Origin of the sequence: Prevotella phocaeensis, from assembly GCF_900065875.1 — a bacterium.
In the GTDB taxonomy this organism is placed as follows: domain Bacteria; phylum Bacteroidota; class Bacteroidia; order Bacteroidales; family Bacteroidaceae; genus Prevotella; species Prevotella phocaeensis.
The window spans coordinates 34837-58083 of sequence record NZ_LT160615.1 but is presented as its reverse complement, the minus strand read 5'-3'; the positions used below and the strand labels follow the sequence as shown (position 1 = coordinate 58083).

Genomic DNA, 23247 nt, shown 5'->3' with positions numbered 1-23247 from the left:
GTACCTGTCGATATGGCAGGTGGCCTTGCTTCTTTTTATTTATAAATATTGCAAAATGAAGAAATTCGTCACATTATTTATTATTATACTCTGTCCTGCCATCATTGCTAATGCGCAGACTTATCTTGAACATCTGCAAAAGAAAGTTCAAGGACAAGGTACTGTTATCGTAAAACAGAGTAAGGAAATAGACGAATTAGTGAACGGTAAGAACCGAACTGCCGCAGTAAAAGAACCGGCAAATACACAAACAGTAAAGAAAGAACAGAAAGATACTAAAACAATCAATAAGACAACAACGGCTGAACGTACAGCAGAAACAGCCACCGTACGTCAGCAGCAGGAGAACGATTCAGCTAAACGGAAAGACACTACGAAACACGAGGTAATCGATAAAAAGGAAAAGAGTGAAAGTAAAACAGAAACCGACAAATTCGATATACCAACGCTTGATTTGCGTAAAAAGGTACCGCGTAACATCTACAAAGTAACGGGCTATCGCGTACAGGTATTTGCCGGAGGTAACTCGAGAGCCGACAGACAACGCGCTGAAAGTATCCGCAACCAGATAAAAATGAACTTTCCGGAAGAACCGGTATATGTACATTTCTATTCTCCGAGATGGATATGTCGCATAGGAAACTACCGAAGTTTGGAGGAAGCCAATATCGTTTTAAGAAAAATACAATCGATGGGCTACAAACAGGCATGTATAGTAAAAGGGAAAATAACCGTACAATATTAAAGCAGGTAGCTTGAATGATCATGAATTCAGAAACAGATATACGCGAAGGACTCGAAGAACTCGCCGCACATTATAAAGACATATTGTCGCTGCTTGGCGAAAATCCGGACAGAGATGGGTTGCAAAAGACACCTGTACGTATGGCCAAAGCCATGCAGATACTGACCAGAGGCTACGGACAAGATCCGCACAGGGTACTTACAGATGCCCTTTTCGCCGAAACCTACAACCAGATGGTCATTGTAAAAGATATTGATTTCTTTTCTATGTGCGAGCACCATCTTCTGCCTTTCTACGGAAAAGCACACGTAGCATATATTCCTAACGGTTATATAACGGGACTTAGTAAGATTGCACGTGTGGTGGATATCTACAGTCACCGCCTTCAAGTGCAGGAAAGAATGACACAACAGATAAAAGACTGCATACAAGATACGCTGAAACCGCTCGGAGTAATGGTGGTAATCGAGGCAAAACACATGTGTATGCAGATGAGAGGAGTCGAGAAGCAGAATGCCATTACAACGACAAGCGATTTTAGCGGGGCCTTTAACCAAGCCAAAACCCGCGAAGAGTTCATGAACCTGCTGCGGGGAGAAACAAAAAGAATATAAACTAAATAAATAGCTTATTACTACAAACTTTTATAAAATACACGAATATGAAATCTATTTTTGCTAAACTTTTTGTAGGTATCAGCTGCATGATAGCGATAACCTCGTGTCTTGGAAACTCGGACAATTCAGACAATGGCCTAAATGTAGAGAACTTAAGAATTGCACTTCAGAATATGCAAGGTACCTATTCAGGCAAGATGAAGTGGATTTGCGACAAAGATTCCGGTACAGTAAATAACATCAACTGGAAGGTAGACTCCTTGATTACGGTAAAGAATTTTCCGGTATCCATGCTTGCCAAGGGAGCTACATTGATAGCTCCAAGCATCAAAACAGCATTAGAAAACACATCGGTTACAGCTGAAGTGAAGTGCTATATGCAATTCTACGCCTTAAATTCCTCAGTTTACGGCTTTAGAACAGTTAGTCCGGAATTAAAATTCAGCTTCAGCGATGGTGGAAGAACGTACAATGCCGTCGTACAGTTCGCTACACAAATGCTGGCATGCGTATTCTTACCCGCAAATAGACGCATGGGATATTTCTTTACCGCAAATTCTATGACGATAGATAATACAACGACAACTTTCACTCCTGTTTACTTCTATATAGAAAATTAAAGCATGAAACTGATATCGTGGAATGTGAATGGTCTCAGAGCATGTGTGGGCAAAGACTTCGAAACCTCTTTCAAATCGCTCGATGCCGACTTCTTTTGCCTTCAAGAAACCAAGATGCAGGCAGGGCAACTCGACTTGGCGTTCAACGGTTACCAATCATATTGGAACTACGCAGATAAGAAAGGTTACTCGGGTACGGCCATTTTTACAAGGCAAACCCCTCTAAACGTAACTTACGGTATAGGTATCGACGAGCACGATCATGAGGGCAGAGTGATAACACTTGAAACAGAGAACTTCTTTCTTGTAACGGTATATACGCCTAATTCACAGGATGAACTGCGCCGATTAGAGTATCGTATGAGATGGGAAGACGACTTCAAAGCGTATCTTCTGGCATTGGATGCACGTAAACCCGTTATTGTTTGCGGCGATATGAATGTAGCCCACGAGGAGATTGATATTAAAAATCCCAAGACAAACAGGCGCAATGCCGGATTTACAGACGAGGAACGAGAAAAAATGACAGAACTGCTTGCCGGCGGATTTATAGACACTTTCAGAACTCTTTACCCAGAACAAGTTACTTATTCGTGGTGGTCATACAGATTTCGTGCAAGAGAAAGAAACACCGGATGGCGCATAGACTATTTCCTCATATCGGAGAGATTGAAAGAAAGAATTGCCGATGCAAAGATACATACCGACATCTACGGCAGCGATCATTGCCCCATAGAATTGGATTTAAGATAAAAAACAAAAGGTACACTTCATCACGAGGTGTACCTTTTTACGTTAATTTTATGATTTTATGTTTTGTATTTATAAGAGAGATTTCAGTTCTGATATAGGAAGTTTCTGCATATTCCCGTCGGGACTCGTCACTGTATAATACTTATGCTTTGACTCTCCTTTCACAAACTCTACCACAGCGACGCTTCCATCACGCATTTGCATGGTGAAATACCCATCACGTTTTCCATTTACATAATTGCCATGCCATTTCTCTTTACCGTTTGCATAGTAGGTAGTTATCTCACCATCCAAAACAGTATTGGCATCATTGCTCAAATCAATAAAGCTGTAACCGCCCTCAGCCTTTAGTGTTCCATCAAGATAAAAGTCCTGAAACACATCCTGAGTCTTCATTCCATGTGCCGTTCTCATAAGTAAACGATAATAACTTGCATCCGCTCTATTGGCAACATTCAGCATATTACCGTTATAAAAAATAGTGTCTGCAACAACTGTTGCATTCTCAGAAACATGATTGCGACCGAAACTAAAAACGGTCATCATACATACCATTGATAAAAGAATAGCTCTTTTCATACTCTATATTTTTTAGGTTTTTATTCATTTTCTGCCGCAAAAGTAATATATTTAATTGAAACACATACAAAAAATTAACTTTATTTTATCATTATTTTTCATCAAAAATACAACTAAAACATATAGGTACATTAAAAAACCAAAACTAATAAAAACGGGCTCCAAAACTTACAATTTGCAAATACGCATACTTTGTACTGTTTAAAATTTAGCCCTTCAACTTACACTATGACACTTTTATGCACACAACAGGTATTTCCCTTGCACCTATCACACCAACACACTTTCAATTATAATGTAAAATATATTTACCACACTACCATTGTGATGACTTTAAAGAGAATATACTTACAAATCGGACATAATAAGCACACCACAAATCACAAAAAGATAACTAAAACAGCATGAAATGCTATTTAAAGACAAAGGAAAAAATAAAGAGATAAATACATAAAAAAAAGATTGTCATCTGGCTCCTCTGCCTTCCTACAATCTTAAACACACCGGTTGAATGTTCACAGCCCGTCAGTTTACGACTTGAAAACTAATCGGAATATTCATTTCGAACGGCACCGCCATATCGCCTTTTCTCGCCGGTACCCACCGTGGCATTATGCCCAACACGCGCACTGCTTCACGGTCGATGGCAGGAGATACGGGGCGAATAACACGTATATCGCAAATTTGTCCGCGCTCGTCTACAACGAAAGAAAGTAACACACTGCCTTGTATATTATTAAATCTTTCGAAATCGGGATATTTCACATGCAAAGAAAGAAAATGCTGCAAACTATCCATACCGCCTTGAAAGGCCGGCTTCGCATCAACAGTATTCGCGATAACACGCCCATCCAATGTCGTACTATCAGGCCTAAAGACAGAATGCACCACTGGCGTACGATCATTAAACAAACCTGCCGAGCCCTTCGAAAAGAAGCTCTTATTATCCTCTAATCCAATGGCCGAGGAGACCGGAATATGGAAACTTTCCTGCGTAACCACTACTGCATCGACAAGCATCCCCTTGTCATACAAACACGCATTTGTGAGATACATGGCCCCAATATCATCGGGAATATCTGCATTCGTTCCATCGACTACCCTCAAGAAAAACTCCTGTCCTCCTACATCGCCAGACACACGGTTTCCGCGCAATATGTCTTTCATCATCAACACCCTATCATGAATAACATCGTAGGTAAACAAGATGTTTACCGTATCGCTCGGTTGCGACGACAGAGAGGCCGGAGACGAAACATAAGAAAGGCGGTAAGAGATGAACCTCCCCTCGCTATGTGCAATTTGTTTCAAAGAACAGTCTACATAGCAATACTTACGGTCATCGGGAAGCGTATCGAACTTTTGCGTAACAGGCTCCCCGAACCGTTTCTTGAAAGCCGTATAAGCCTGTTTCAGATTATCGGCTTCCACCTGAAAAAGTTTCTTCGAAATAAACTGTTGCAACGGTTTTACAGCCGAATAATCTATAGCTTCCGGCCATTCTATATTTATATCGACAACATTCAACTCGTCTCCAAGATGGTAATACAGGTGCTCTTTCACATATATTGTGCTCCATTTCCGCTCCACCGATGCGCCTGTAGCAGACATACTCGCACAGCACAGCATCACAACCAATAATATCGATAGCTTTCTCATGCCTATTCTTTCGTATTTCTCTTGTCGTCCAAAACCATTTCTCCCGAAAAAGAAATGAAATCGCGTCTATCGGCCTGCACAGATAGTTGCACGTTCCCATTATCGTAAATGTCCATAGTATATCGATAACGGTCTTCCTCATTGGTTACAATAACCACGACTTGTGTAAGATGTTTCTTAGATTTATGTATCGAATAATCAGAAAAAACAGTCTTAAAATGCAAACCTTTCCCTCCTCCATATGGCACATATCCGCGAGCTATCCCAAAGTAAGGCAGATAAGAATAGATAGAATCGCCCGATATACGAACCCCATATCCGTAATCGAGAGCCTTCATCATGCCTCGCTGCGGATACATATATTTAATATCCACGGCATAGCGGCGGGTTTGCAATAATTCTCTCACCTGCCGTGCAGTCCTTATTTGCTGCTCAGCCTTCTGCTGTACAGTTTGTTGCGATACCGTACAACCAGCTAAAACCGCCGAAACAACTGTCAATAATATTATTTTCTTCATACATATCCTCCTATTTTTCTGCTAAGATACGATATTTCCAACATACAAAGAGCATTTTAGCATTTTTTAGTTCTGCATGCTCTTATCGCCCTATACACCCTTACTCCTATCCTTAAAAAGACGGTATATCTGTATTAGACAGTACTTATAATCGTTTTATACTTGCAGTTTATTACCGATACACCACATGCCTATTTCAAACTCGCCCCTCTCTTTTCCAACACATTCGGAATACTTACAAACTCTCCACGCCCGCTGCAGTCTGGACAGAAACGAAAAACCTCTGCCTATTTCCATACGGGAAATACAGGCAGAGGTTGCATTTTATCAAGAAAACCGCTACATTATTTCAACGGAATAATGCGGAATACGAAGTTATAATCCTTATAGTTAACTCGATACTCGGGTAGTGCTTCGGCCTTAGGACTCCAACTGTCTACTCCTCCGACGCCGGTTTGTACCAAATCGAGGCAAAGATTGGTATACTTAGACTTAGGAACTTGCGGCGAATGGCGTTGCTCCTTCTTGTCTCCGCCATCTAAATCAGCAATGGCATAATGCAATGCACCGGCAGAATATGCCCTATCCGACTCTATGCGGAAGCCCTTCTGAGCGCTGTTGGTCTGCTTCCACCAGCGAATATCGCTCTTGGTTCCGCTCTCTTGCGGACGGATATAGGGGTAGAACTGCTCATCGGCAGTCATAGAATAAATACCGATCGACTGTGAATGTTTGCGGTCGGAATAATTTTCTATAGGTCCTCTGCCGTAGAATTCCGAGCGATCTAAATCGTACGGAAGTTCCATCACCACACCATAACGCAGCATATTCGGCACCTTGGCAGCCTTATCTGTCGTCAGTTTCTGCTCTACCTGCATGCTTCCTCCCCTGTCGATAGTGTAAACAAGCGCAAGTGTGGCTTTTACTTCCGGCATCGTGTAAACAGTCGTCACCTGTACGGCATCGCCCTGCTTTCGAGCATCTATGTGCTGCAACTCGAATACAGGGTTCCGCCATACCTTATATTTAAGGTTGAGTTCCGCCCCCATATCGTTGTCTGTTACGGCACGCCAGAAGTTCGGTTTCAGCGTTCCGCCTTCGCCCAATATATGTTGTCCGCCTACTGTATAGTCGGTAAGGCGGCCTGTAGTCTTATTGAAAACAATGTTGCAAAGATCGTTCGACACCGTAATGGCATCTGCATTCTTCTTATTGACAAGCTTCAATTTACTGCCTTGCTCGCCTTTCAAAACCATCGGTTTACCGAACTGATAATCTTTGATCGGCATCTGATTGTACGCAACAGTTTGACCTGACTCCATCAGCGGTTCTGCCGATTTCAGGCAGAATGCCACATTCAGAAGCACTTCTCCCTGATATGAGTCGCCGAGACGATAGCCCAACGCGTATTCTTTGGTCTCATGGGGTGCGATGTCAAGATTGTCTATTTCGCCATTCTGCACTTTCTTGCCGTCTATTGTGATATTCCATACGAGCTTATAATTGCTTAAATCGCGGAAGAAATACTCATTATAGACTTTGATTTTACCCGCATTAAGGTCGACAGGCGTGGCCCAAATATTCTGATAGTAGTATCCTGTTTCATACATGTGCGGGTTAGGTACGCGGTCCGGACTTATGAGTCCGTTGCAGTTGAAGTTGTTGTCGGAAGGATCATAAGTATTGTAATCGCCACCATATTTATATATATTGCGCCCCTGTGCGTCCTTTCCGTGTAGCCCTTGATCTACGAAATCCCAAATAAAACCGCCCTGAAACTTGGGATATTTGCGCACTAAATCCCAATATTCCTTAAAGCCTCCGCCCGAATTACCCATGGCATGAGAATATTCACACTGTATTAAAGGCTTCTGATCTTCGGGGGCTGTCGAAAATGCATAGCGCTCGCATTCATCTTGCGGCAAATACATAGGACAGTAAATATCCGTATTATCGCCTTTTATAGCCCGCTCCCAATGCACCGGCCTGCTATGGTCGCGCTCTTTAACCCATTTGTATGCTGCCGCAAAGTTGGGGCCATCGGCGGTTTCGTTGCCCAAAGACCAATAGATAATACTTGGATGATTGTAGAACGATTCTACGTTATGTTGGTTACGTTCCAATATTTGTTTGGCAAAAAGAGGCGTCTTCGATACCGCTTCATCGCCGTATCCGAAGCCATGACTCTCTTGGTTAGCCTCGGCACATATATAAATTCCGTATTCATCACATAGGTCGTACCACAAAGGATCGTCGGGATAATGGCATGTACGCACGGCATTAATATTGAAACGCTTCATTATCTGAAGGTCTTGCCGCATGCGTTCCGGAGTTACATAATAGCCGAAATCGGGATCCATCTCGTGGCGGTCGGCACCCTTGATATAAATAGGTTGCCCGTTGACAAGCAACTGGGAGCCCTTGATTTCTACCTTTCGGAAACCTACTTTCTGCGGTATTGCGCTTATCTTTTTATTATTTTGCATAACCGTAGCCACAAGAGTATAGAGATAGGGCGTTTCTGCAGTCCACTTCTTTACATTCCGTAACTTGAAATGAATTGCCCCGAAATTATGCTTTTTAAAGTCTACAGTATTCTTGCCTACCACAATTCCTTTGTCATTCAGCAACAGGAACTCTACGATGGGGTGCCCTTTAACGTCGACATTGACAGCAAGCGTGCCATCCGTATAGTTATTCTCTAAGTCGGGAGTAACGCGGATATTGGTAATCTGAGTCGATGCATCGCGGGTAAAAAGATAACATGAACGTCCTACACCGCTCAAACGCCAGAAATCCTGATCCTCGCAATAGCTGCCATCGCACCAGCGAAAGGTTTGGAAAGCTATCAGGTTTTTGCCTTTCTTCAAATATGGAGTAATGTCAAATTCTGCAGCTACCTTCGAATCTTCGGCATATCCTACGAACTTCCCATTCACCCAAAGATATATATTCGATGTAACAGAACCGAAATGAGCGACAACCTGTCGGCCGTTCCAATCGTTAGGAATATCGACAACACGACGGTAGGAACCCACATGATTGTCTTTTATCGGCGCTTCAGGCGGGTTATTCTTGAAATGTCCCCGCCATGCAAAGCCTACATTTACATATACCGGATCGCCATATCCGTTAAGTTCCCATATCCCGGGAACCCTCATTGTGTGCCACGAAGCATCGTTGTACTCCGTTTTGTAGAAATCAGTAGGGCGTTTGTCGGCATCCTCTACCCAATTAAACTTCCATTCTCCATCGAGAGAGAGATAATTGGAAGATGCGGTTTTATCGCCTTTCAATGCTTTTTCTACCGATTCGTAAGTAAAGAAATTAGTATGCATAGGGAAACGATTGACCTCGTTTACCTGCATATCATGCCATTCGGAAAACGTAGGCAATTGCCCGATAACTGCACTTGATGGCAGACTCATGGCTATTAAAGCCGAAGTGATAAGTAGTTTTTTCATATAAAAAAGCAAAACATGGAAATGTAACAGTCTCTATATTATACTCTCATAGGAGACATAACTTTTAGGCCGATACATTTCCGTATTAAACAATAAGCAGATTAGAGAACCTTGTTAGGCTTCAATATATCATTCACTTTCTTGACGAAAGCCTTTTTCAAATTGTATTTGGCCTCAGCCCTAATATCTTCCACCGATGCACCGAACTTTACTACATATATTCCCTTATCGCTGATCCATTGGTCAAGAGCATCGTCAAACGACGCAAGTCCATAGTTTGAAACATCGAAACTCAGCACTTGTTTCTCGCCCGGATTCAACGTTTTAGTCTTGGCAAATGCCTTTAGTTCGTTTGCAGGTTTCTTCAAATTCCCTTTCGGAGCGGAAACATACATTTGCACCACCTCTCTTCCACTCCTATTACCGGTGTTTGAAACCACAAGAGTAGCGCGGAAACCTTCTTTTGTTTTCTTTACAACCGGTTTCGAATAAGAGAAAGATGTATAGCTCAATCCATAACCGAAAGGATAAGATACTTGTTTTTGTGCCGTGTTGAAATAACGGTATCCGACATCGATACCCTCTTCGTGAAGCGATTCACTAAGGTTACAGCCATCTTTCATCGGGAAATTTTTAGTCGATGGATGGTCCTTTACATCCTCTACCCACGTCATAGGTAATTTTCCCGATGGATTTACTTTCCCCGTTAGAACATCGGCAACCGAATATCCACATTCCTCGCCGGGCTGCCATGCAAGAAGTATGGCATCGGGTTCATCTTTCCAGTTGGCAGTCTGAATTACGCTGCCGCTATTGATCACCACGATTACTTTCTTGCCCAAAGCGTGGAACTCACGACAAACATTTTTGAGCATCCTTATTTCTAAATCGGTCAGATTAAATCCATTGTTGCCTGTAACGGGGCGATCGGAGCCTTCTGTTGCCTCACGACCGAGCGTAAATATGGCAATATCGGCTTTATTAGCTTGCGAACGGATGGCATCGTTGCCCAATTCAAATTCGGGATATTGCACACGTCCGGGCTTCCAATCATAGTCATCACCGCGTTCCATGGTATGACGAGCATCTTCAAACCGATGCATTTCCGCATACAGTTCTTGCAAATCTTTGGTACAACTGATACCTGCATCGGCCAAACCATCTACAATATTCACCACATGATCGGGATTAACTGTACCGGAACCCAAACCACACGACATGGAATAATAGGATGCACTACCAAAAAGAGCTGCCGTCTTAACATTGCTACTCAATGGCAATACCCCGTTTTCGTTCTTCAAAAGTACCATTCCTTCGGCACCTCCGATGCGAACGAGGGCAGCATGAGCTTTCAGATTAGGTTTGTTATTAAATTTATACCCATGATATTTGGGTGTTTTAAGGATAAATTCCAAAATGCGTTTTGCATTACGATTAACTTCTTCAATACTTAGTTTCCCGTTTTTTACACCATCGATAATCTGCTGTACTTGCTCCTTATGCCCGGGTTCCATCAGATCATTACCGGCATGAACTTGTGCTACTGTGTTGCGTGGATCTGTCCAATCCGTCATCACCATTCCCTTATATTTCCACTCATCGCGCAGCAACGTAGTCAACAATTCGTAGTTTTCCTGTGTGAAAGGACCGTTCAAACGGTTATAAGACGACATAACCGTCCACGGATTACTCTCTCTGATAGCTATTTCGAAACCCTTTAAATAAATCTCACGCAAGGCTCTTTGCGAAACAATCTCATTGACAGATTGACGAGCATCTTCCTGACTATTTACCACAAAGTGCTTAACACTCGCACCTACACCACTGCTTTGAATACCGTTCACAATGGCCGCTGCGATCTTTCCCGATACAACCGGATCTTCCGAAAGGTATTCGAAATTACGCCCGCACAGGGGATTACGATGGATATTCATACCGGGAGCCAGCAATACATCGCAGCCGAACTCTTTCGTTTCATTACCCATAGCCGCGCCAACCTGCCGTGCAAGGTCTACATCCCACGATGCAGCAAGACAACTACCGACAGGGAATGCCGTAGTATAATAGCTATTACGATCGCCGTCGCGTTTCCAATCAATCCGCAAACCAGCGGGACCATCCGCCAAAATAGCACTCGGAATGCCATATTGCGGAAAACCGGCAACGGCACCGGCAGCACCGTTCACAAGGTTTTGAGATACTCCAACCAGCAACTGGGCTTTCTCTTCAAGCGTCATTGCCTTAAGAATTTGATCTACATTTTTTTCATTCAGTCTAAGTTGTTGTGCACAAATAACATTGGATACCATAAAAAATACGGTTCCTAAAAATAATTTATTCATATTCAAGGTTAAAATTATAATGTTTTACAAAAGTACATCTTTTTATTGAAGTTGGCGTATCAATAACATTTTTTATTATTAACATTGCCAAAGAAGAGTCTAAAGGTTGTTCTGTTCTAAGTTTAGTTTTATTTTATCAGGTTTCCCATTTTAAATAAACAGACTTTATTAAAATATATTGCAGACATAGTTACATTTGCAAGAATATAGCATTCCTTAACATCCCTATTTCACTACATATTTACGACCATCCACAACATAAACACCCCGAGCAGGCCCGCTCAACGAATTTTCTTTCGAAATATTGCTCCGCAATTGTCGTCCATCAACGCTATAAACATTAACGTGTTCAACCCGCCCAACGTTTTCCTGCAACCGTTTTATTCCGGTAATATCCATATTATATTTTACCAGCATGGCATATTCAGAAGCGAAAGTAAACTGGAACATGCAACGTATTTCGGAAATATTTCTCCATTCGCCGCCGATTTCTGCCCCCCATCCGCCAAGTAAATTTACCGGCAACAACCCGTCTTTCAGATAATTATCGAATGCATAGTCGAGATTTGTCTGGAACTCATCGAGCACTTTTTTTGAGTAATCGCCCGAAAAATCGTGCACAGCCTGCTGGCCTCTCATATATACATCGTGGAACCAACAGTCGAAACCGTCCCAATAATAAACCGTCTTTTCATTGTTCGACCTCGTACGATACACATACTCATGATATTGCTTGCCATCGATCGTAACCGTAGAAGCGAATTTGAAATAAGATACCCTCGATAACAATCGGATATCAGAGAGATAAGAAGCATCTCCTGTTACACGATATAAATCGGCACCACCAGAGAGCATCGTGCCCGTATTATACGAAAAAGCTGTCCCCGTGGCACCTCCTACATCCACATGTTTACGGTATTTCTTGTTGCCAACAGTTACGTATTGTATCGTATTATCGGCTCCCAGCATATCTGCATACACACCATTACGCAAGAGTTTGGCTTTCTGCCAAGCATATATCTTCTTGGCAAAATCGAGATAATTATCGCGTTTTAGCGGATATTCGGTCTTTCGTGTACCATTGCCAGTAATAATTCGCTTGACCATCGTAGTGTGTACATCGTTTTTATAGATATCATACAGCCATACGAGCGGAGAAATAAACGGACCGTTACTGCAAGAATGCTTCGAATTATAGGCCGGTCCCCATGTTATTCCGCCATACTCATCGCCATTATCATCAATATAACAGTCCCATCCGTCTATGACATAAGCTGCCAAATTCTCCGCCTCATCAAGATATTTTTTATCTTTAGTGAGATTGTATGTACGAAGCATCTCTCTTATAAGCCATTCCTGATCGTCATACACATTCTCTATACCGGAGACATTTGCACCTCCTATCGAACCACTTCTGTGAACTCCGTAAACACTCCAATTGGCAATACGAGCATAAGAGTGCAAAGAAAAATTGCCTTTATAGTAGCCCAAATTGTCATGCAACTTGCCGAGCAAGGTTACATAACGCTCGTGGTTGTCTGCATAAATATCGGGATAGATGTCTTTCACACTCTCTAAAGCTTCGAGAACCGAATTTACCGACTCGATTACAGCAGTATAAGGCCACACATCCGCCGTACCTTTAGCACGATGATCGGTCACATCATAGACGTCTGCCATCCTCATATCATCACCAGAAAAGAACTTCGAAACGCCTGTATCAAGAAGCTGCATGGCCCTTCTCAAGTTTTGTTCGGCAACGAGCTTATGGTTTTCAGGTGTTTTCAATCTTGTAGCATTCACATTGGCAGTAATACCTACCGCCAATAGAATAAAGAAAAACGCTCTCATTTGTGTTGGATTTCATTTCTTAAAAAATATAATCAAACATCATCTTTGTACTTCATATTTCTCGAAAGATAATGATTAAATTACCATACGGTTTACAAATACCACTAATATCATAATGCCATTATATATCCCGACATTAAAACTTATACAAAAATAAGTGCTAAAAAGGATATACAATGGCATTGTCTTATTTTTCCATCTCTTCTTTGAACATTCTTTGTGATGGCTAAAATAAAGTTATACTTTTACGAAATAATAATGATTATTATAGCTCATTGAACAATATGAAGATTTTATTTTCGCCTATAATAAAGCCTTAAACTTCTCTTCTATCGTAGCCTTAGGTGCTGCACCTACAAATTTATCTACAAGCTGACCGCCTTTGAAAAAGAGAATAGTAGGGATATTGCGAACTCCGAACTGCATGGCAACTTCATCATTCTCCTCTACATCGCACTTTCCTACAACGATCTTACCGTCGTACTCGTTGGCAAGTTCAGAGATAATCGGCCCCACCATCCGGCATGGTCCGCACCATGTCGCCCATAAATCTACTACTAATGGCAGTTCGCCATTCTTATAACTCTCGAAATTCTCGGTTGTAATTGTAACTTCCATCTTATGATTTTTCTTTTATTAAATAATTATTTCGGTAAATCTTATCTTATTTTTAAAGATTATGCTATATTTCAATTTACATGATAGCTCATTTCCGGATTGCTTTCAATATAACTGATAAGGTCGTGTGTTAAGTTGACACTCTTAGCCATCGACCGTAATAAAATGCTATTATTGTGCTCTTTGTCCACAATTTGAATATACAGCTGTGTGGTACCCGGGTTCTGAACGACCATCGTTGCAATATCGTTCACCAGACTTTCATCTACCGCAACATCACTCATTGTAATAGTAAATTTTTCTATCCGCTCTTTCTTTATTGTCTGCATATACTGTATATCAGAAATACGGAAGTCGTAATAATCGCTGTCTCTGTATTTCTGCAGACATTTCGCAGTGATGAATACCGTACATCCTTCTGTGAGCATTCCATTCCATTTTCCCCATTCTTCGCCGAAAAACGCAAGCTCTCCACTGCCTTCATAGTCTTCAATGGTTACAAAACCACAAGGTTTACCTGTTTTAGTAAATTTAGATTTTACACCTGTTACAATTCCCCCGATCGTTATTTCGTCTTTCTTTGCAAGCTCCGCCTTGTCATCCAATTCCGAACAATGAGTATTGCACATCGAATTTAGAATGATACTGAAATCGTCGAGCGGATGCGCCGACAGATAGATACCTACAAGTTCGCGTTCACGGTTAAGTCTCTCAATCGTACTCCATTCTTCGCCTTGTGGTACTGGAGGTGTAGCAATCTCTATCGCATCGGCATCGCCAAAGAGCGAGTTTTGTGCTTCCGTCTGCCCCGCTTGGTACATTTGTCCGTATCTTACTAAGGTATCCAAAAACATATCACCTTTGGTATTTACACCAAAATATTGCTCACGACGCAGGCCAAAGTCATCAAAACCGCCGCTAACAGCCAAACTTTCGAAAGCTTTACGATTTACATAACTAAAATCTACACGCTGGGCAAAATCGAAGACATCTTTATAAATTCCATTCTTTTCTCGTTCTTTTATGATAGCTTCGGCTGCCGCATCGCCCATACCCTTTATTGCCGCCAGCCCGAAACGTATTTCTCCTTTCTTGTTTACACCGAATTCAAGATAACTTTCATTCACATCCGGACCTAAAGTTGCGATGTTCATCGATTTGCATTCATCCATCAATTTAGTAATTTCCTTGATGTCTGATCTTCTTCGTGTCATAATGGCAGCCATATACTCCGCCGGATAATGTGCCTTCATATAGGCCGTTTGATAAGCCACCCACGAATAACAAGTGGCATGCGATTTATTGAATGCATACGATGCAAACTTCTCCCAATCGGTCCAAATCTTTTCAAGTACCTTCGGATCATGCCCTTTCTTTTTCCCGCCCTCGATAAATTTAGGCTTCATAGCATCTACGATCGCTTTCTTTTTCTTTCCCATTGCCTTACGGAGCGCATCACTCTCGCCACGGGTAAAACCGGCCAGTTGCCGCGATAACAACATCACCTGTTCTTGATATACTGTAATGCCGTAGGTATCTTTCAGATACTTTTCCATACATGGAATATCATATTGCACCAACGAAGAATCATGCTTCCTTCTGATAAAGTCAGGAATATAATCCATCGGTCCCGGACGATATAACGCATTCATCGCTATCAAATCTTCAAATACTGTAGGATGAAGTTCACGTAAATGTTTCTGCATGCCGGGCGATTCAAACTGAAACGTGCCGATAGTACGTCCCTCCTGATAAAGCTTATAAGTAAGCTCATCATCCAACGGAATATGGTCCAAATCAACCTCTATACCTAATGATATTTTGACATCTTTTACGGCTTCTTTTAATTCCGACAACGTTTTCAGCCCGAGGAAATCCATCTTAATCAGTCCAGTAGACTCGATTACGTGCCCATCATACTGTGTTACTGGCACTTTCTGATCTTTGAAATCAGGATCATCTGCTGTGGAAACAGGGACCCAATTGCTGATCGGATCTCGACAGATAATAAAACCACAAGCATGTATACCCGTCCCACGAACTGTACCTTCAAGCATCTTTGCGTATTTAATGGTATTACGTTCACGAGAATCGGTAGAGGCTTCAGCCTCTCTTAATTCTGGTGTACAGTGAATGGCATTGGTAAGATTCATCTTCATTCCATCGGGAAGTCTATCCGGAATAGCCTTACATAAAGCATTCGATTTTTCTAAAGGCAATTTCTCCACACGTGCTACATCCTTAATAGAATTCTTCGTGGCCATACTACTATAGGTGATGATATGTGCACAATTCTCATGTCCGTATTTATCCATCACCCACTGGAGTACTCTTCCACGCCCATCATCATCAAAGTCTGTATCAATATCAGGCAACGATATACGGTCAGGATTAAGGAAACGTTCGAATAGCAAATCGTATTTCAAAGGATCGATTTGGGTAATACCCAGGCAATAGGCTACCACAGAACCAGCTGCAGAACCACGCCCTGGGCCTACCATAACTCCCAATTCATTACGCGCGGCATTAATAAAATCCTGCACGATAAGGAAATATCCCGGAAATCCCATCGTCTTCATTACGTGGAGTTCGAACTTTACACGCTCAATAACTTCCTGAGGCATCGGAGAACCATACACCTTTTTTGCACCGTCGTATGCGAGTTTTGCCAGATAATCAGCCTCGAACTTGATCCTGTATATCTTATCATATCCTCCCAAATGTCTGATTCGCAGTTCTCCTTCTTCCGGCGACATCATATTTTCTCCATTCTCATCGGAACAGAATTCTTTATAAAGATCTTCTTTTGTAAACTTCTGGCGCCATAAATCTTCCGTACCAAAATCTTCAGGAATTGGAAAGAATGGCATGATCGGATCGTGCCCAATGCTGTATATTTCTACTTTATCGAGTATCTCAAGTGTATTACTCAACACCTCCGGCATGTCATAGAAAACTTCATTCATCTCGGCACGCGTCTTGAACCATTCTTGCTTGGTATACCTCATTCGGTTCGGATCATCCAAATCGGCCTGTGTAGATATACAGAGTAGATGATCATGTGCTTCCGCCGTCTCTTTATCCTCAAAATGCACATCATTAGTACATATCAGTTTAATACCATACTCCTTGGCAAACTCTATCAACATTTTATTTGCCTTTTCCTGCAAGGGATATGTAGTCCGATTGGCTATCAACGATGGATCTTTTACTTCATGACGCTGCAATTCCAAATAAAAATTTTCACCAAAAACCCGTTTATACCATTCTAAGGACTTACGTGCACCTTCAATATCTCCCTTGAGTATTTTCGATGGAACCTCACCGGCAATACATGCAGAACATACAATCAAATCTTCATGATAGCGCTCCAAATCATCATGGTCGGTACGTGGACGATAATAATAGCCATCCACCCAAGAACGAGAAACGAGTTTAATCAAATTCTTATAGCCGTTATAATTTTTAGCCAATACAATTAGATGATATCCGCTCTTATCACCGCTATCTTTTTCCTTATCCTCCTTATGGCGACGAGCCACATACATCTCGCACCCAAAAATCGGTTTAAAAGGTTCCTTACCCTCGGCTTTCCGCTTCTTATTCACCCCCTCACAATAATCAGAAAACTCCTTGATACCGAACATTGCACCGTGGTCTGTCAAAGCCATACCGCGCATACCGTCGGCAATCGCTTTGTCTACAAGATAAGAAATCTTAGATTGTCCGTCAAGAATAGAATAATATGTGTGGACGTGCAAGTGTACGTAATCTTCCATAACCGTGATAAACTTTGAGCTGTAAAGTTACAGCTTAAAAACGATATAACCAAAAAAATTTGCGAAATAAATAAAAAACGATTACCTTTGCAAACAGTAAAAATCGTTCTGCCTACTATGATAAAAAAGATAAACAAACTAAAGAAAATCAGAATACATCGCGAAGGTACAGATATGATCATCAATAGCTTTATTGTCATAGCTGCCGTTGCGCTGATTCTTTGGCATAGTTTTGACAGCAAAATACCTTTTTGGAGTTTCCTTTTCATCTTCGGATTAATTTATGGTATCATATTGAATTTCTTCAGATGTCCTATCAGATATTTCGCTTCTGAAGACACCAATAAAATCGTAGTAGCCCCTGCCGATGGCAAAATCGTGGTTATCGAAGAGGTTGAAGAGAACGAATATCTTCACGAGAAGCGCCTCATGATATCCATATTCATGAGTCTATTTAACGTACATGCCAATTGGTTTCCCGTAGACGGTAAGGTGAAATTCGTTAAACACTTTAACGGAAACTACTACAAAGCATGGCTCCCCAAAGCAAGTGAAGAAAATGAACATACTGATGTGATGATTACAACACCTGAGGGGGTGGACGTGTTATGCCGGCAGATTGCAGGTGCAGTGGCAAGACGTATCGTTACCTACGCAAAAGAAGGTGAAGAATGCTATATAGACGAGCATCTCGGTTTTATTAAATTCGGTTCTCGTGTCGACGTATTCTTGCCTATTGGTACGGAAGTTTGCGTGAAGATGGGACAAAGCACTACCGGAGATCAAACCGTTATTGCTAAATTAAAATAAACATGGCTAATTTCATTACAAGAAACATTCCCAATACTCTTACGTGCTGCAATCTGATTTCGGGCTGTATCGCTACTTTTTTTGCATTTTCCGGCAATATGGTATGGGCACTGGCATGGATCATTATCGGTGCGATATTCGACTTCTTCGATGGCATGAGCGCCCGTCTGTTCCATGTATCTTCGCCGATAGGGAAAGAACTCGACTCGCTTGCCGACGATATCACTTTCGGCTTTGCTCCTTCTGCTATTATTTTTGTGGAATTAAGTGTAATGGATTATCCGTACTTTATGGAGCCCTTACGTACTTATCTACCCTATTTCGCTTTTGTTATGGCCGCATTTTCGGCACTCAGGCTGGCAAAATTTAATATCGACGAACGCCAAACAACGTCTTTCATTGGGCTGCCTACTCCAGCCAATGCGCTATTTTGGGGCTCATTGCTCATCAGCCGAGCTGCATATTTCGAACATTCTCCTTACATGGTTTTCGTGCTTCTCGCACTTGTATGTCTCAGTTCGTGGCTATTGGTATCAGAGATACCCATGTTCGCTCTAAAATTCAAGCATTGGGGATGGCATGGAAACGAAGTGAAATACGGTTTTATCTTAACTTCAGTCGTCATACTTTTCTTATTTGGAGCGCTCAACGGCTTTTGGTTAGTCATATCTCTGTACTTTGTTATTTCGTGTTATATCGCTCTTAAGACTAAGGACAAGGACGAACAGAAGCCCGACTAATCTTTCGTATATGGCCACTTTTCTCAATTTTATTCTACTTGTTTTTATCGCTATAGTGCTCATTATTGCACTATTTGCATATCGTTTATATAGCCAGATTCATCAGGCTGCCGACAATTTCAGGCGCCAAATGAATAAACACCACCACCACTCATCTCATACGCATAGTGAAGCGGGCGACGAAGAAACTATTATCGACAGACGTACACTGCAGGAAGCCAATAAAAAAATATTCTCCAAAGACGAAGGCGAATACGTGGATTATCAAGAGTAGATCATAAACATCATTGTGTTTTATTGATCTTCTTAATAATATTAATATCTTTTTTATAGCCTCATGTAGTATAAACATGTAGCATAAATAATCGTGTTTTTCATTCGATAACGTAAAAGTAATTTTTATTTTTGAGAGGTACAAGGAATGAAACAAAAGTTGTTAATGAGAGAGAAAAAGACATTTGAAAACCTCCGCCGCTTGTGTCTATATCTTTATTATATTATATAGATGGGAAACGGCGGAGGTTTTGTTGATGTATAGAGAGTTGCTCCGGTGTATTTGGCCGGCTATAGTTTACTTTTTGGAGAAAGAGTAAGGTGCAGAAGCTGCGGATGTGCCCCGCTGTTTGTTGGGCATGTCACCCATTGTATATCTAACGGTTGCACCGTTTAGAAGGTCGGTGTGTGTCAGATAATTCTTGTCGTATACGGTTCCGTTGAGGCTCATAGATTGTATATAACGGTTGGCAGGACTGTTATTATCGGCAATGATCGTTACCGTGTTTCCGTTGTCGAGATGCAAAGTTACCTTGTCGAAATACGGTGTGCCGAGTACATACTCGTTAGAACCCGGACATACCGGATAGAAACTCATGCCTGAGAATACATACCATGCCGAGGTTTGTCCGTTGTCTTCATCGCCGCAATAACCGTCGGGATTGGCATTATAAAGGCGATCCATCACTTCGCGAACCCAATATTGCGTCTTCCAAGGCTGGCCGGAATAATCGTATAGATAGATCATGTGCTGTATAGGTTGGTTGCCGTGTGCATAGTTACCCATGTTCATAATCTGCATTTCGCGTATTTCGTGTATCACGCCACCATAATAACTGTCGTCGAATACGGGCGGCAGGTTGAATACTGAATCGAGCATGGCATTGAACATACTCTTGCCGCCCATCAGGTTTATGAGTCCTTGTGGATCGTGGAACACAGACCAAGTGTAATGCCAGCTGTTGCCTTCGGTAAAAGCATCGCCCCATTTCAGCGGATTGAATGGACTTTGGAACTTGCCGTCTTTGTTTCTGCCCCGCATCAGTTTGGTCTCTTTATCGAACACATTGCGGTAATTCAGCGCGCGTTTCTTAAACGGAGCCAATTCTTTTTCCGACTTTCCGAGGGCTTTTCCCAACTGATAGATGCACCAATCATCGTAAGCATATTCCAAAGTGCGCGCTACATTTTCGTTGATTTTTACATCATAGGGCACGTACCCGAGCTTGTTATAATACTCGTATCCGAGACGTCCGGTAGAGGAAACGGAAGGATGAACAGCATTGGCGCCGTGTTTTACAGCCTCCCACAGCGTCCCGATATCGTAGCCCCGCAAACCTTTCATATAAGCATCGGCCACAACAGATGCCGAGTTATTGCCCACCATGCAGCCACGATGTCCCGGACTGGCCCATTCGGGTAAAAAGCCGCTTTCCTTATAATCGTTTACCAAGCCCTCCTGTATTTTTCGGTTCATCTCAGGATATACTAAGTTCAGCAGCGGGAAGAGACTGCGGAAAGTGTCCCAAAAGCCAGTGTCGGTAAACATATATCCGGGCAATACTTTACCATTGAACGGACTGTAATGTACGATTTTGCCATCGGCATTCTTCTCGTAAAACATACGCGGAAAGAGCACTGAGCGATACAAACAAGAGTAAAACGTGCGCAAATGATCGATGTTTCGGTCTTCTACTTCTATCTTTCCGAGCGTTTTGTTCCATGTTTCGCGCCCATCGGCACATATCCGGTCGAAACTATGTGTGCCCAACTCTTTCAGATTGAGTTCCGCCTGATCGAAGCTGATAAACGAGGATGCGACGCGTGCATGCACCTGCTCGCCGCGCTTGGTTTTAAATCCGATGATGGCACCGGCATGCTTACTTGCCGTTTCAACCTTATTTTCGCTGATTTTGCTTTCTGATACGACAGCATTGTAAACAAAAGGTTTATCGAACTTAATGACAAAGTAGTTTTTAAAATTATCAGGCACACCGCCACTATTCTTCGTAGTATAGCCAATAATCTTGTTTTCAGACGGTATGACTTTTATATAAGAACCGTTATCGAAAGCATCTACCACGACATACGCATTGTCTGTCTGTGGAAAAGTGATGCGGAAGATGGCGGCGCGTTCGGTGGGGGTAATCTCGGTTGTTACGTCATAATCGGCAAGATATACCTTATAATAATAAGGTTTAGCAATCTCTGCTTTGTGAGAGAACCACGAGGCACGCTGGTCTTGGTCGAACACAAGCTTACCCGTAACAGGCATGATTGCGAACTGTCCGTAGTCGTTGATCCACGGACTGGGCTGGTGTGTCTGCTTGAAACCCCGTATCTTGTCGGCCGAATAAACGTATGCCCATCCGTCGCCCATCTTACCTGTTTGGGGCATCCAAAAGTTCATTCCCCATGGCATAGCTATGGCGGGATAGGTGTTTCCGGTAGAAAGAGAGTGCTTAGATTCCGTACCTACCAGCGGATTAACGTAGTCTACCGGTGCCATCTTGCTGTCTGCATTGGCTGCAAGTGCTGCGAATAGCATCAGTGCAGATAAACAAATTTTCGATAAATTCATAAATATAGGTTTAGTTATAATGTTTTCTATGGCGCAAATATACGATATTTTCTTGAAATATATGGTATTTGGTAACGTATAAAAAGTAAGTGGCAAATAATATGTAAGTTCGTGAAAAAGAATACGGAAAATAAAAAGATACATAATTTACCGTCTTATAACGGTACAGACAAATGACCGGAAAAATCTATATATTTGTTTTCTTGGTTATTCAAATCATGAGTTGTTATATCATCGGGATATCATACAACAGTTATCTAACTCTTCTCGGAAATCGAAAACAGTAATGAATGATGCCTTAATTATCAAAAGCTACACTTTATACTCCAACAGAAATATTACAGAATTATTAATAGAGTATTCAAGAAGATTGTAAGAACCACTCGAATTTATACACCTTATGTCGTAAAAATCAATAAGTGGATGCAAGAGTAATAAAATTGTTTACTGAACATATTCAATAGGAAAAGTGCTATTGCAAGCACTCGATATCTTCTGAAAATCGATCATAAACTACACGTAGGATGCCGTTGTAAATACAATAGGATGCCGTTACAAGCCATATACACGGCATACCTATCTTTCTTAGAACATCTGTATATCGCTATAACACAATTCAGAAAAAGATAGTGTAAGTTGAACTGTGTCAAGGTCATTTTTCTTATTATATTAACTTCAGTTTGGAGATACGATTTACAATTGCATTTTCTAACGAGGGCCTTCCGGCTGCAAAGAGCCCCTACTCCCCCAATATTTGGGCGGCATGTTCTTTCACTTTTATCTCTTTAGGCATAAAGATGCGCTCTATTCTACCATCCGTACCGATGATAAACGTGGTACGGAACGTACCGAAATACTTGCGTCCGTACATACTCTTCTCACCCCAAACGCCGAAAGACTCATTAAGTGTTTTCTCCGTATCGGCAATCAGCGGGAACGGAAGTGCATTCTTCTCGATGAATTTCTTATGTGAACGCCCGTCCTGTACGCTTACACCTACCACCTCATAGCCTTCTTTGCGCAATTGGGCATAGTTGTCGCGCAGGTTGCAAGCCTCTGCAGTGCAACCGGATGTACTGTCTTTCGGATAAAAATACAACACCAATTTCTTACCGGCATAATCGCTAAGCCGTATTTCTTTACCGTCTTGATCGATTCCCAGCACTTGAGGGGCCTTGTCTCCTATTTGCATATTCGTTTCGTTTTTAAGATTTGACGCAGACAAAGATACGGCTTTTTTGTAATATATACAAGAAAACACTATTCTAACTAAAGCAAAACAAACATAAAAACACTTT

General features: G+C 41.9%; 17 protein-coding genes. 7 read left to right on the top strand and 10 right to left on the bottom strand.

Annotation, left to right across the window (positions count from 1 at the left end):
• Nucleotides 1–55 precede the first annotated feature (55 nt).
• From BN3912_RS00230 to BN3912_RS00215, 4 genes are read left to right on the top strand one after another with little or no spacing between them, the layout of a single operon-like run.
• Nucleotides 56–745 carry an SPOR domain-containing protein gene (locus BN3912_RS00230; protein ID WP_023984796.1) on the top strand — a complete coding sequence of 230 codons (690 nt, stop codon included), beginning with the start codon at nucleotides 56–58 and terminating at the stop codon, nucleotides 743–745.
• 20 nt (nucleotides 746–765) lie between these two features.
• Nucleotides 766–1359 (top strand): GTP cyclohydrolase I FolE, encoded by a 594-nt coding sequence (gene folE, locus BN3912_RS00225; RefSeq protein WP_036859907.1) that lies wholly within the window; start codon nucleotides 766–768, stop codon nucleotides 1357–1359.
• A 47-nt stretch (nucleotides 1360–1406) separates the two neighbouring features.
• The gene (locus BN3912_RS00220; protein WP_023984794.1) at nucleotides 1407–1982 is read left to right on the top strand and encodes a DUF4840 domain-containing protein; all 576 of its coding nucleotides are present in this window, start codon (nucleotides 1407–1409) and stop codon (nucleotides 1980–1982) included.
• 3 nt (nucleotides 1983–1985) lie between these two features.
• Nucleotides 1986–2735 carry an exodeoxyribonuclease III gene (locus BN3912_RS00215; protein ID WP_023984793.1) on the top strand — a complete coding sequence of 250 codons (750 nt, stop codon included), beginning with the start codon at nucleotides 1986–1988 and terminating at the stop codon, nucleotides 2733–2735.
• Nucleotides 2736–2804: 69 nt separating this feature from the next.
• On the opposite strand, the gene BN3912_RS00210 is transcribed toward BN3912_RS00215, so the two are convergent.
• From BN3912_RS00210 to dnaE, 8 genes are all read right to left on the bottom strand, one after another.
• Nucleotides 2805–3314 (bottom strand): toxin-antitoxin system YwqK family antitoxin, encoded by a 510-nt coding sequence (locus tag BN3912_RS00210; protein WP_004368449.1) that lies wholly within the window; start codon nucleotides 3312–3314, stop codon nucleotides 2805–2807.
• 525 nt (nucleotides 3315–3839) lie between these two features.
• Complete coding sequence (locus tag BN3912_RS00205) at nucleotides 3840–4973, bottom strand: energy transducer TonB (RefSeq protein WP_016665527.1); 1134 nt, start codon at nucleotides 4971–4973, stop codon at nucleotides 3840–3842.
• Between the two features lie 2 nt (nucleotides 4974–4975).
• Complete coding sequence (locus BN3912_RS00200; protein WP_004368447.1) at nucleotides 4976–5491, bottom strand: DUF4251 domain-containing protein; 516 nt, start codon at nucleotides 5489–5491, stop codon at nucleotides 4976–4978.
• Nucleotides 5492–5835: 344 nt separating this feature from the next.
• Nucleotides 5836–8955, bottom strand: a complete 3120-nt coding sequence (locus BN3912_RS00195; protein ID WP_036859870.1) for a glycoside hydrolase family 2 TIM barrel-domain containing protein — start codon at nucleotides 8953–8955, stop codon at nucleotides 5836–5838.
• 101 nt (nucleotides 8956–9056) lie between these two features.
• Nucleotides 9057–11297: a beta-glucosidase gene (locus tag BN3912_RS00190; protein WP_023984792.1), complete on the bottom strand. Its 2241-nt coding sequence runs from the start codon at nucleotides 11295–11297 to the stop codon at nucleotides 9057–9059.
• Between the two features lie 225 nt (nucleotides 11298–11522).
• The gene (locus tag BN3912_RS00185; RefSeq protein ID WP_023984791.1) at nucleotides 11523–13148 is read right to left on the bottom strand and encodes a glycoside hydrolase family 76 protein; all 1626 of its coding nucleotides are present in this window, start codon (nucleotides 13146–13148) and stop codon (nucleotides 11523–11525) included.
• A gap of 303 nt (nucleotides 13149–13451) precedes the next feature.
• On the bottom strand, nucleotides 13452–13766 hold the full coding sequence (gene trxA, locus BN3912_RS00180; RefSeq protein ID WP_004368443.1) for a thioredoxin: 315 nt from the start codon (nucleotides 13764–13766) through the stop codon (nucleotides 13452–13454).
• Between the two features lie 71 nt (nucleotides 13767–13837).
• Nucleotides 13838–17545: a DNA polymerase III subunit alpha gene (gene dnaE, locus BN3912_RS00175; RefSeq protein ID WP_023984790.1), complete on the bottom strand. Its 3708-nt coding sequence runs from the start codon at nucleotides 17543–17545 to the stop codon at nucleotides 13838–13840.
• A 117-nt stretch (nucleotides 17546–17662) separates the two neighbouring features.
• Here dnaE and BN3912_RS00170 point away from each other — a divergent pair, with 117 nt between their 5' ends.
• The 3 genes from BN3912_RS00170 to BN3912_RS00160 are packed head-to-tail and all read left to right on the top strand — an operon-like array spanning nucleotide 17663 to nucleotide 19369.
• Complete coding sequence (locus tag BN3912_RS00170; RefSeq protein ID WP_036859867.1) at nucleotides 17663–18355, top strand: phosphatidylserine decarboxylase family protein; 693 nt, start codon at nucleotides 17663–17665, stop codon at nucleotides 18353–18355.
• A gap of 2 nt (nucleotides 18356–18357) precedes the next feature.
• Complete coding sequence (gene pssA / locus BN3912_RS00165; RefSeq protein ID WP_023984788.1) at nucleotides 18358–19095, top strand: CDP-diacylglycerol--serine O-phosphatidyltransferase; 738 nt, start codon at nucleotides 18358–18360, stop codon at nucleotides 19093–19095.
• A gap of 10 nt (nucleotides 19096–19105) precedes the next feature.
• A complete protein-coding gene (locus BN3912_RS00160) occupies nucleotides 19106–19369 on the top strand; it encodes a DUF4834 family protein (RefSeq protein WP_023984787.1) in 264 nt (87 codons plus the stop codon).
• A gap of 297 nt (nucleotides 19370–19666) precedes the next feature.
• Here BN3912_RS00160 and BN3912_RS00155 read toward each other — a convergent pair whose 3' ends face one another.
• The gene (locus BN3912_RS00155; RefSeq protein WP_036859905.1) at nucleotides 19667–21949 is read right to left on the bottom strand and encodes a GH92 family glycosyl hydrolase; all 2283 of its coding nucleotides are present in this window, start codon (nucleotides 21947–21949) and stop codon (nucleotides 19667–19669) included.
• A 739-nt stretch (nucleotides 21950–22688) separates the two neighbouring features.
• On the bottom strand, nucleotides 22689–23141 hold the full coding sequence (gene bcp, locus BN3912_RS00150; RefSeq protein ID WP_023984784.1) for a thioredoxin-dependent thiol peroxidase: 453 nt from the start codon (nucleotides 23139–23141) through the stop codon (nucleotides 22689–22691).
• Between the last annotated feature and the right edge of the window lie 106 nt (nucleotides 23142–23247).

Bases quoted from the DNA above. Each gene is read 5' to 3' on its own strand.
- pssA (WP_023984788.1), top strand. From the start codon at position 18,358: ATGGCTAATTTCATTACAAGAAACATTCCCAATACTCTTACGTGCTGC.
- BN3912_RS00190 (WP_023984792.1), bottom strand. From the start codon at position 11,297: ATGAATAAATTATTTTTAGGAACCGTATTTTTTATGGTATCCAATGTT.
- BN3912_RS00195 (WP_036859870.1), bottom strand. From the start codon at position 8,955: ATGAAAAAACTACTTATCACTTCGGCTTTAATAGCCATGAGTCTGCCA.
- BN3912_RS00205 (WP_016665527.1), bottom strand. From the start codon at position 4,973: ATGAGAAAGCTATCGATATTATTGGTTGTGATGCTGTGCTGTGCGAGT.
- BN3912_RS00155 (WP_036859905.1), bottom strand. From the start codon at position 21,949: ATGAATTTATCGAAAATTTGTTTATCTGCACTGATGCTATTCGCAGCA.
- BN3912_RS00160 (WP_023984787.1), top strand. From the start codon at position 19,106: ATGGCCACTTTTCTCAATTTTATTCTACTTGTTTTTATCGCTATAGTG.
- folE (WP_036859907.1), top strand. From the start codon at position 766: ATGAATTCAGAAACAGATATACGCGAAGGACTCGAAGAACTCGCCGCA.
- bcp (WP_023984784.1), bottom strand. From the start codon at position 23,141: ATGCAAATAGGAGACAAGGCCCCTCAAGTGCTGGGAATCGATCAAGAC.
- dnaE (WP_023984790.1), bottom strand. From the start codon at position 17,545: ATGGAAGATTACGTACACTTGCACGTCCACACATATTATTCTATTCTT.
- BN3912_RS00170 (WP_036859867.1), top strand. From the start codon at position 17,663: ATGATAAAAAAGATAAACAAACTAAAGAAAATCAGAATACATCGCGAA.
- BN3912_RS00185 (WP_023984791.1), bottom strand. From the start codon at position 13,148: ATGAGAGCGTTTTTCTTTATTCTATTGGCGGTAGGTATTACTGCCAAT.
- BN3912_RS00215 (WP_023984793.1), top strand. From the start codon at position 1,986: ATGAAACTGATATCGTGGAATGTGAATGGTCTCAGAGCATGTGTGGGC.
- BN3912_RS00230 (WP_023984796.1), top strand. From the start codon at position 56: ATGAAGAAATTCGTCACATTATTTATTATTATACTCTGTCCTGCCATC.
- BN3912_RS00220 (WP_023984794.1), top strand. From the start codon at position 1,407: ATGAAATCTATTTTTGCTAAACTTTTTGTAGGTATCAGCTGCATGATA.
- BN3912_RS00200 (WP_004368447.1), bottom strand. From the start codon at position 5,491: ATGAAGAAAATAATATTATTGACAGTTGTTTCGGCGGTTTTAGCTGGT.
- trxA (WP_004368443.1), bottom strand. From the start codon at position 13,766: ATGGAAGTTACAATTACAACCGAGAATTTCGAGAGTTATAAGAATGGC.
- BN3912_RS00210 (WP_004368449.1), bottom strand. From the start codon at position 3,314: ATGAAAAGAGCTATTCTTTTATCAATGGTATGTATGATGACCGTTTTT.